The sequence below is a fragment of the Nocardioides pelophilus genome (genome assembly GCF_014180685.1).
GTDB classification, from domain to species: domain Bacteria; phylum Actinomycetota; class Actinomycetes; order Propionibacteriales; family Nocardioidaceae; genus Nocardioides; species Nocardioides pelophilus.
Map to the genome: position 1 here is coordinate 1 of NZ_JACEHF010000185.1, position 7,724 is coordinate 7,724.

General features: G+C 72.2%; 7 protein-coding genes. 2 read left to right on the plus strand and 5 right to left on the minus strand.

Annotated elements, in window-relative coordinates; genetic code table 11:
* Both H0488_RS20235 and H0488_RS20240 read right to left on the minus strand, forming a co-directional pair.
* On the minus strand, nucleotides 1–516 hold a 516-nt coding region (locus H0488_RS20235; protein ID WP_312856454.1), incomplete at its 3' end, for an amidase family protein.
* Nucleotides 517–664: 148 nt separating this feature from the next.
* Nucleotides 665–1,330, minus strand: coding sequence for an NADPH-dependent FMN reductase (locus tag H0488_RS20240; protein WP_220794829.1), 666 nt, complete (start codon nucleotides 1,328–1,330; stop codon nucleotides 665–667).
* Between H0488_RS20240 and H0488_RS20245 the strand changes: the two genes are divergently transcribed.
* A complete protein-coding gene (locus H0488_RS20245; RefSeq protein ID WP_183101033.1) occupies nucleotides 1,292–1,888 on the plus strand; it encodes a TetR/AcrR family transcriptional regulator in 597 nt (198 codons plus the stop codon). The genes H0488_RS20240 and H0488_RS20245 overlap by 39 nt on opposite strands.
* A gap of 71 nt (nucleotides 1,889–1,959) precedes the next feature.
* Here H0488_RS20245 and cimA read toward each other — a convergent pair whose 3' ends face one another.
* Complete coding sequence (gene cimA, locus H0488_RS20250) at nucleotides 1,960–3,588, minus strand: citramalate synthase (RefSeq protein WP_183101034.1); 1,629 nt, start codon at nucleotides 3,586–3,588, stop codon at nucleotides 1,960–1,962.
* 152 nt (nucleotides 3,589–3,740) lie between these two features.
* Entirely contained in the window at nucleotides 3,741–5,420 is a 1,680-nt protein-coding gene (locus H0488_RS20255; RefSeq protein WP_183101035.1) for a serine/threonine-protein kinase, read from the minus strand.
* Between the two features lie 120 nt (nucleotides 5,421–5,540).
* Between H0488_RS20255 and H0488_RS20260 the strand changes: the two genes are divergently transcribed.
* The gene (locus H0488_RS20260; RefSeq protein WP_183101036.1) at nucleotides 5,541–6,377 is read left to right on the plus strand and encodes an FkbM family methyltransferase; all 837 of its coding nucleotides are present in this window, start codon (nucleotides 5,541–5,543) and stop codon (nucleotides 6,375–6,377) included.
* An 18-nt stretch (nucleotides 6,378–6,395) separates the two neighbouring features.
* On the opposite strand, the gene H0488_RS20265 is transcribed toward H0488_RS20260, so the two are convergent.
* The gene (locus H0488_RS20265; protein WP_183101037.1) at nucleotides 6,396–7,475 is read right to left on the minus strand and encodes a branched-chain amino acid aminotransferase; all 1,080 of its coding nucleotides are present in this window, start codon (nucleotides 7,473–7,475) and stop codon (nucleotides 6,396–6,398) included.
* Between the last annotated feature and the right edge of the window lie 249 nt (nucleotides 7,476–7,724).

Consider the following 7,724-nt stretch of genomic DNA (forward strand, 5'->3'; position numbering starts at 1 on the left):
CAGCCCGGCCGCGCCCGCCGCCGCAGCGCCACCCGAGGACCCACCCGCCATCCGCGTGGTGTCCCACGGCGTCACCGCCGGCGGCCTGCCCTCCGGCTCGGTGTAGCAGGGCGACCCGAACTCGGGGGTGCTGGTCTTGCCGAGACTCACCAGCCCGGCGGCCTCGATGGCGAGCGTGACCGCGTCGGAGACCTCGGGCACGTAGTCGGCGAAGACCGGCGAGCCGAAGGCGGTCGGGATGCCGGCGGTCAGGTTGAGGTCCTTGATCGCGGTCGGCACGCCGGCGAGCGGGGAGGCGCCGTCGCCCACCGGCCCGACCGCCGCGACGGCGCGGGCGCGCTCCCGGGCCACGTCGGGGTCCAGGAACGCGAACGCGCCGGCCACGAAGTCCCCACGTTCACGGCCGGCGCGTTCGATGCGGTCCAGGTAGTGGTCGGTCAGCTCGACGGCACTGATCTCGCCCGAGCCGACCAGGGCACCCTGCTCCAGGGCGGTGAGGTCGTGCAGCTCTGCCACTGGTGCAACCTAGCGCCTTGGTTTCGAGGCTCGCTGCGCTCGCACCTCAACCAGCGGCGCGGCTGGCCGACCAGCGGCGCGGCTGGCCGACCATCGGCGCGTGGTGGTTGAGGTGCGACGAGCGCAGCGAGGAGCCTCGAAACCACCCTCACGCAGCGACGGTGCTCGCGTCGTACGACGCCAGGTCGGTCACGGCGGCGAGGAACTTCGCCACGGTGTCGGCGTCGGCGAGCGGGTCGCTGCCCCACGCGTAGGCGTGCGAGAGGGCGATGCCGTCGACGACGGTGGCACCGGCCACGCGGGCGGACTTGCGGGTGTCCTCGTGGGCCCACTGGCCGCCGTACTGGCCGCCGGCGGTGCCGACGACGGCGAGCGGCTTGCCCTTGATCGCGCCGGCGCCGAACGGGCGGGAGGCCCAGTCGATCGCGTTGTTGAGGACGGCGGGCATGGTGCCGTTGTACTCCGGGGTGACGACCAGGACGCGGTCGGCCGCGGCGACCTGCTCGCGGAGCCGCACGACGGGCTCCGGAGCCTGCTCGCCGTCGACGTCCTCGTTGTAGAACGGGAGCTCGCCGAGGCCCTCGGCGATGTCGACGGTGACGCCGGCCGGCGCCTGGGCGCGGATCGCCTCGGCGATCCGACGGTTGTGGGAGTCGGCGCGCAGGCTGCCGACGAGGACNGCCGGTCGAAACGGACCGTAGTCCGTTTCTATTCCCCTCCTCTCGAGGAAATCGCGCGATGGTTGTCGGGCCTCAGCCCTAAAGTGGCCAGCGCCATGTCGAAGCCACTCCCCCTCCTCAGCGCGCCGCCCCAGGAGCGGCGTGACGCCGCGCGCAACCGCGAGGCGCTGATGACCGCGGCCGCTGCCCTGGTCGAGGAGGTCGGCGTCCGCGGGGTGACCATGGACGCCCTGGCCTGTCGCGCGGGGGTGGGCAAGGGCACGGTCTTCCGTCGCTTCGGGAGTCGCGAGGGGCTGATGGGGGCGCTGCTCAACCACTCCGAGACCGAGTGGCAGGCAGCGGTCATGGGCGGCCCGCCGCCGCTCGGGCCGGGCGCGCCCCCGCTCGAGCGACTGCTGGCCTTCGGCGAGTCGCGGATGGTGCTCAACCTGCGGCACGCCGAGCTGATCGAGGCCGCCGGCAACCCCGGCGCCCGCAGCGTCGGCGCACTGTCGTTCACGACGATGCACGTGCGCTACCTGCTCGACCAGATCGGCGTCGAGGGCGATCTCCCCTACCTCGCCACCGCACTCGTCGCGCCGCTGGAGATCATCGTGCTCCGCGAGCAGGTCGACCGTGCCCACGTCCCGATGGACCGGCTGGTCGCCGGCTGGTCCGACCTCGTGCGCCGGGTGACCCGCGCTGCTGGTTGAGGTGCGAGCGCAGCGCTGCTGGTTGAGGTGCGAGCGCAGCGAGCCTCGAAACCGAGGCGCCGCAACGAAGGTCACTCGACGTGGTGGCGCACCAGCCCGTAGGTGAGTCCGTCGACCAGCGCCTCCCACGACGCCTCGATCACGTTGGCGCCGACGCCCACGGTGACCCACGACGACTCGCCGTCGCTGGTCTCGATGAGCACCCGGGTGATCGCGTCGGTCCCGTGACCCTGGTCGAGGATCCGCACCTTGAAGTCGATCAGCTCGAACTTGGCGATCGCGGGATACGCCTGGACGATCGCCTGCCGCAGCGCCTGGTCCAGCGCGTTGACCGGACCGTTGCCCTCCCCCGTCACCACGTAGCGGACGCCGGCGGCCTGCAGCTTCACCGTCGCCTCGGACACCGCCTCCTCGCCGGGCACCGCATGGGTCAGCGTCTCGGTGATCACCCGCCACGACTCGACGTCGAAGTACGACGGACGCTTGCCCTCCGCCTCCTCCATCAGCAGCAGCTCGAAGGTCGCGTCGGCCGCCTCGAACGTGTAGCCGCGGGCCTCCATCTCCTTGACCCGACCGGTGACCCGGGTGACGACCTCGGGGTTCTCGGACAGGTCGAACCCCAGCTCCTTGCCCTTGAGCTCGATCGAGGCGCGGCCGGCCATCTCGGAGACGAGCAGGCGCATGTCGTTGCCGACGCCCGCCGGATCCATGTGCTGGTAGAGGTCCGGATCGATCTTGATGGCGGAGGCGTGCAGGCCGGCCTTGTGCGCGAAGGCCGACACCCCGACGTACGGCTGTCGCGAGGCGGGCGGCACGTTGGTCACCTCGGCGATGGCGTGCGCGATCCGGGTGGCCTCCTTCAGCAGGCCCGGGGGCAGCACCTGCCGGTCCAGCTTCAGCTCGAGGTTGGCGACCACGTTGACCAGGTCGGCGTTGCCGGTGCGCTCGCCGTAGCCGTTGATGCAGCCCTGGACGTGGGTCGCGCCCGCGTCGACCGCGGCCAGCGTGTTGGCGACCGCGCAGCCGGTGTCGTTGTGGCAGTGGATGCCGACCCGGACGCCGGTGGTCTGCACGACGTCGTGGACGACGTCCGCGACCCAGCCGGGGAGCATGCCGCCGTTGGTGTCGCAGAGCGCGATCACGTCGGCGCCGGCGTCGTACGCCGTTCGCAGCACCTCGAGTGCGTAGGCCCGGTCGAGGCGGTAGCCGTCGAAGAAGTGCTCGGCGTCGAGGAAGACCTGCTGACCCTCGGCGCGCAGGTGGCTGACGGTGTCGCGGACCATCGCGAGGTTCTCCTCGAGCGTGGTGCGCAGGGCCTTCTCGACGTGTCCGGCGTGCGACTTCGCGACCAGGGTCACCACGCTGGCCCCGCTGTCACGCAACGCCGCGATCAGCGGGTCGTCCGCCGCGGTGACGCCGGCCCTGCGGGTCGCGCCGAACGCCGCCAGCTTCGCGTGCTGCAGGTCCAGCTCGGTGACCGCACGGCGGAAGAACTCGGTGTCCTTGGGGTTGGCTCCCGGCCAGCCGCCCTCGATGTAGCCGACGCCCAGCCCGTCGAGCTGCCGCGCGATGCTCAGCTTGTCGGCGACGGAGAGGGTGAGCCCCTCCTGCTGCGCACCGTCGCGCAGGGTCGTGTCGTAGACATGGAACGCACCATGCAGATCAACGGGGAGGTCGAGTGCGTCGACTGGCTGGTTCATCGGTTTCTCTCGGTTCGGGGTCGCATCAGGGCAAAAGAAAAACCTCTCGGCAAGGAGAGGTTGGCGCGTCGAGGATCTCGACGCGCTAGCTAATGATGATGCGAGTGCGGTACGGCACGACTCCAGTCTGCCACAACGCCGCTGGGGCCGGCTCAGATGCCGAACGGCGGACCGGAGGCCGGCCACCAGTGGACGCCCTCGGAGGCGACGACCAGGCCGAGGACCCCGGCGACGAAGACGAGGGCCACGCAGAGGGGAAGCCAGCGGCTCCAGCGGCTCGCGAGGGGATAGACGATCCGCGAGAGGGGCGACCGGAACCGGCTGGCACCGGGGCCGGACCACAGCGCGATGCCGAGGGCGGCGCCGCCGGAGAACAGCGTGGCCGCGCCGTCGAGCGCCGCGGCGTAGCAGAGCAGCGCGGCGGCGAGCGCGAGCCCGAGGCTCCACAGCACCAGGACGACGGTGCCGGTGACCGCGCGCACCGAGTGCCAGGGGCTGGAGAAGACGACCTGCAGCGCGTCGTACCACTTGGTGCCGCGGGTGGTGCGGCGATCGGCCCCCGCCGATGCGGCCAGCGAACCCGTGCGCAGCACCCAGACGCCGAGCACCACCGCGACCAGCGCGACGTACGGCGCCAGGGCCGTCGCCGCTCCGAGGACCAGTCCACCGCAGGCGACGACCACCCCGCGGCGGATCCGCTCCCCGACCGGCACCTTGGGCGGTCCGAGCAGCCGGGCGTCCCACTCCTGCTCCCACTGCGCGACCGCCACCGCGTGCGCGGGCCACGCCGGCGGCGCGATGGTCGGCGGCGCCATCGTGGGCGGGGCGGTCGCGGGAGGCGGGGGCGGCGGGTAGGCGTTCGTCAGCATCCGGGTGGCAGGCCGGTGCTCGGGGATCGTCGGCCCCGTCCGGGGGGCGGGACCGACCGCGGAACCGCTGTTGGCGAGCGCCACCGGCAGCGTGAAGTCGTCCTCGTCGACCGGGCGGCCCTCGACCGGCGGTGGCACCGGCGTGGCCGACGGCTGGGTGCTCAGCGGGCGCAGCCAAGCGAGCAGCTCGGCGAGGGAGGGCCGGGCCAGCGGGTCCGGGTCGAGCGCGGCGTCGAGGACGCCGGCGAGCGGACCCTCGATCCCGGTCAGGTCGTGCTCGCCGCGGCGGGCCCGGTCCATGATCGCCATCGACGGACCACGCCCGTACGGCGGCCGCGCGGTGGCGCCGTAGGCCACCGTGGCCGCCCATGCGTGCACGTCGGCGGCGGGGGTGGCGTCGTCGCCGTACAGGATCTCGGGGGCGAGGTAGCCGGGCGTTCCGAGCAGGAAGCCGGCCTGGGTGAGCCGTGAGTCGTCGGCGAGCCGAGCCAGGCCGAAGTCGATCAGGATCGGGGTGCGGCCCTCCATCAGCACGTTGGACGGCTTCACGTCGCGGTGGAGCACGCCGGCGTGGTGGACGGCGGCGATGCCCTCGGCCAGGCAGCCGGCGAGCCAGAGCAGGTCGCGGTCCGCGATCGGCCCTTCCTCCAGGACGTGGTCGTGCAGCGAGAGACCCGGCACGTAGCGGGTGACGACGTACGGGATGTCGGCCCAGGGGTCGGCGTCGAGGAACTCGGCGACCCACGGGCTGCGCACCAGGGTCAGCGTGTTGACCTCACGGGCGAGCCGGGCCCGGGCCTCCTCGTCGCCGACGATGTGCGGTCGCAGCACCTTCAGCGCGACCCGGCGACCGTCCGCGCTGCGGGCGAGGTGCACGATGCCCATGCCGCCCTCGCCGAGGCGGGTCAGCAGCGTGTAGTCGCCCACCCGCGTGGGCGACTCGCCCTGCGGTTGGGTCGTCACGGAAAGAGGCTACCCAGCAGCGGGCCGTCCGACGCCCAGGCGCGGCGGCGTTCGCGATCGCCCCGGCGGGACGGGGTACGTTGACCCCCGTTGCTCGACCGCTCCGGAAGGCGATCCCTCTTGTCCGACGCACCCGCAGACGCCCGCGACGCGGGCTACCGCTACTTCGCCAACCTGCTGGCCCTCCGCGCCCGGAGGCTGCCCCGCGACGTCGTGGGTGAACGCGTCGAGAGCACCTTCCGCGACCTGTGCCGTGAGCTCGAGCCCACGGTGAGCCTCGAGATCGGCGCCCACGAGGCCAGGTTCAGCCGTTGGATCAAGACCGACGTGCCGACCGCACGGGCGATCGCGTTCGAGGCCAACCCCCACGTCCACCAGAAGTACGCCGATTCCCACGCCGACAGCGGCGTCGAGTACCTCCATCTCGCGGTCTCCGAGACCGCCGGCACGGTCGAGCTCGGCATCCCCCGCGAGTTCCTCAACGAGGAGAAGGGGCGCCGCTACAAGAAGCCGCGCACCAACCGGATGGCGAGCATCGCGAGTCACGTGCGCGCCGAGGAGGTCGAGACGGTCTCGGTGCCGTCGACACCGCTCGACAGCTTCCTCGAGGTGGGCGACGACGACGTGGTCGTGGCCTGGATCGACGTCGAGGGCGCCTCCGGCCCGGTCCTGTCGTCCGGCGCGAAGGTGCTGTCGCGGGCGTCGTTGGTCTACATCGAGGTCGAGAGCGAGCCGCTCTGGGAGGGCCAGTGGCTCGACGGCGACGTCGCCAGGTTCTTCGCCGACTGCGGGCTGGTGCCGGTGTTCCGCGACAACCAGCGCCCGCACCAGTACAACGTGGTGTTCGCCAGTGCCGAGCTCGCGGCGCAGCCCCGGATCGCCCGGCTGTGCAACGCGATCTACCGCCGCGCCGGCGCGAGCGCGCAGACGGCTCGGAAGCCCGGCCGCCGCCGCTGAGCCAGCCCTGGACCGGCCCTAGACCACGCGGTGCATCCAGCCGAACGTGTCGTCGGCGCGCCCGAACTGCACGTCGACCAGCGCCTGCCGGATCTTCATGGTCAGCTCGGTGCTGGCCGGGGCGGGCGAGTCGCCGTCCTTGGTCCTCAGGGTGCCGACCGGCGTGACGACCGCAGCGGTGCCACAGGCGAAGATCTCGGTGATCCGGCCACTGGCGACGCCCTCGCGCCACTCGTCGATGCCGAACTTGCGCTCGGTGACCGGGTGGCCCATCTTGCCGGCGATCTCCATCACGCTGGCCCGGGTGATGCCTTCGAGGATGGTGCCGATCTCGGGCGTGACGATGGAGCCGTCGTCGAACACGAAGTACATGTTCATGCCGCCGAGCTCCTCGACGTACTTGCCGTCCTGGCCGTCGAGGAAGACGACCTGGTCGCAGCCGTTGTCGTAGGCCTCCCGCTGCGCGACCAGTGAGCTGGCGTAGTTGCCGCCGGTCTTGGCCGAGCCCATGCCGCCGCGGCCGGCCCGCGTGTACTCCTCGGTGAGCCACAGGCTGATCGGCTTGACGCCGCCCTTGAAGTAGGCGCCCGCCGGGCTGGCGATGACCATGAACGTGACGTGCTCGGCCGGCCGCACCCCGAGGAAGGTCTCCGACGCGAACATGTACGGCCGCAGGTAGAGCGCCTTCTCGCCGCCGTCGGGGTTGGTCGGCACCCACCGCTGGTCGACCTCGACCAGCGCGTCGACGGCCTGCACGAAGTCGTCGACGGGAAGCACCGGGAGGGCCAGCCGCTCGCTGGACCGCACCATCCGCTCCGCGTTGGCCTCCGGCCGGAAGGTCCAGACCGAGCCGTCGTCGTGACGGTAGGCCTTCATCCCCTCGAAGACCTCCTGCGCGTAGTGGAGGACGGCGGCCGCGGGGTCGAGCGTGATCGGGCCGTACGGCGTGATCCGGGCCGCGTGCCAACCGTCGGCCGGCGTCCACTCGACCGTGAGCATGTGGTCGGTGAAGTTCGTGCCGAAGCCGGGGTTCGCGAGGATCTCGGCCAGCCGCGCGTCGTCGACCGGCGCGGACGAGAGCGTGGTGGTGATCTGCATGTCAGACAATTTAGTCGCACTTCCTAGTAGTCCGTCCACCGCAAGCGCTGCGAGCCTGGTGGACGGAGCAAACAAGGGCGCGAGCGCGGGGCTCTGAGGGCGCGAAGCGCCGGGCGCCGTCAGGCGCCGGTGGCTACTCGGGCCGCGATCGCGTCGCCGACCTCGGGGGTCGACCGCTTCTCACCCGGTGCGCGGGCGGCGAGGTCGTCGATCACGGCGGCCTCGATGCGCGCGGCCGCCTCGGGGTGG